At 74.7% G+C, this 1,405-nt stretch carries 1 protein-coding gene; it reads right to left on the bottom strand.

All coding sequences use genetic code 11. From position 1 onward, the window contains the following. Window positions 1–17: 17 nt before the first annotated feature. Window positions 18–986 carry a baeRF3 domain-containing protein gene (locus tag AOK09_RS34440; RefSeq protein WP_055591141.1) on the bottom strand — a complete coding sequence of 323 codons (969 nt, stop codon included), beginning with the start codon at window positions 984–986 and terminating at the stop codon, window positions 18–20. Between the last annotated feature and the right edge of the window lie 419 nt (window positions 987–1,405).

The following is a 1,405-nucleotide window of genomic DNA, read 5'->3' as shown; positions in this document are numbered from 1 at the left end:
CCGGGCGGGCTGAGGGCTCAGTACCGCAGCACCGCGGCGATGTGGTCGTGTTCGGCAAGGTGGTCGTCGGGCAGGAAGACCACCTCGGTGCCCTTGTCCAGGGCGGTCTCCAGCAGCTCGTCGACGATGTCCTCGCGCACACCCTCCTCCCCGCGTTCCGCCGTCCGGCCGTCGGCGGGGGACAGGTGGCCGTCGGTCAGGCGCGCGGTGCGCTGGAAGTGCTCCTCGACGGCGACCAGTCCGGCGCGGTCGGGGCCGTCCACCAGGCCGCCCTTGAGGACGGTGCCGACCGGCGCCGATGCGGAGGTGCCCACCTCCTGGAGCATGGTGACGGCTTCGGGGAGGCCCACCAGGTACAGCGGGCGGGGGTCCGACTGCAGTACGGCGCCGAGCGCGGTGTCGACCGTGCGCAGGAAGCGGCGGGTCTCCTCGTCGCTGAAGGTGCTCGGCGTGCCGCCGGTCCGCTGCTCGTTCTGGACGTCCCACTCGGTCGCCTCGGGGACGGCCGGGAATCCGTCCCCCTGGTGCTGGTGCAGCGACTCACTGCTGCCGCTCCACAGCGTCGCCCGGTCGGCGGACAGCGCGAGCACCCACAGCGGACGGGCCTGCGCGCGGGCGGCCACCAGGTTGCGGGTGAGGAAGCTGTCGCTCAGCACCACGCGCTCCGGCACCTCCCGCGGCACACTCCAGATCTGGTGCTCGTCGGGGGTGACGTAGAGCACCAGGCCGTCCAGCGCGTGCCGCAGGTCGACCTCCGCAGCCGCCTGCTCCATCTGCTCGCGCAGTGCGATCCGCGCCTGGCGGGAGGTGTTGGGGTCCGCGTCGATCCGGCGTTCGGCCTCCGCCAGCAGATTGCGCAGGCGTACCTCGTCCTGGGCGTTCTCCGGCTCCCGGCGGTGGGTCGGCATGGTCAGCGACACCGCGGGGTGGGGCCTGGTGACACGCAGGTCGCGCAGGAGAGCGGCGGTCAAGTCATCGGGTTCCATCGGCGCCTTCCAGATCGGGTCCGTCCGGTACGGGCCTTCGGCGGGGGCACAGGGCGAGAAGCCGCGGCGGACGGTGCCGGCCGCCGTACCATCATCACGCGGCCGGGCGACTCCCGCCCGTCGGCTGTGGACAACGCGGGGCATCGGCGCCGTCGGAGCCGCACCCGGTCCCGGGCGCCCCCGCCTGTCAGCGCCGTCGCCCGGGCCCAGCCGGGCGGCCTGCCGCCCGAGCTCCGGCCCGCCGCCCGCCCCGCCCGCCGTCAGCGTCCGCGGTCCTTGACGACGTGCAGCAGGGAGACGCCCAGCAGGGGGTTGCCGTACCAGTACGCGGGGCCCAGGCTGCGGACGGTGGTGCCCCGGCCCAGGTGGCCGGCGTACTGGCGGGCGGCGTACCAGATGTCGGCGACCAGCAGGCGGCC

Source organism: Peterkaempfera griseoplana, from assembly GCF_001418575.1.
GTDB lineage: Bacteria > Actinomycetota > Actinomycetes > Streptomycetales > Streptomycetaceae > Peterkaempfera > Peterkaempfera griseoplana.
Note: the sequence above shows the minus strand (reverse complement) of the source record. Positions and strands in the feature narration are given on the sequence as shown.

Excerpts from the sequence above, each read along its gene's own strand:
- AOK09_RS34440 (WP_055591141.1), bottom strand. The coding sequence starts at position 986 with ATGGAACCCGATGACTTGACCGCCGCTCTCCTGCGCGACCTGCGTGTC.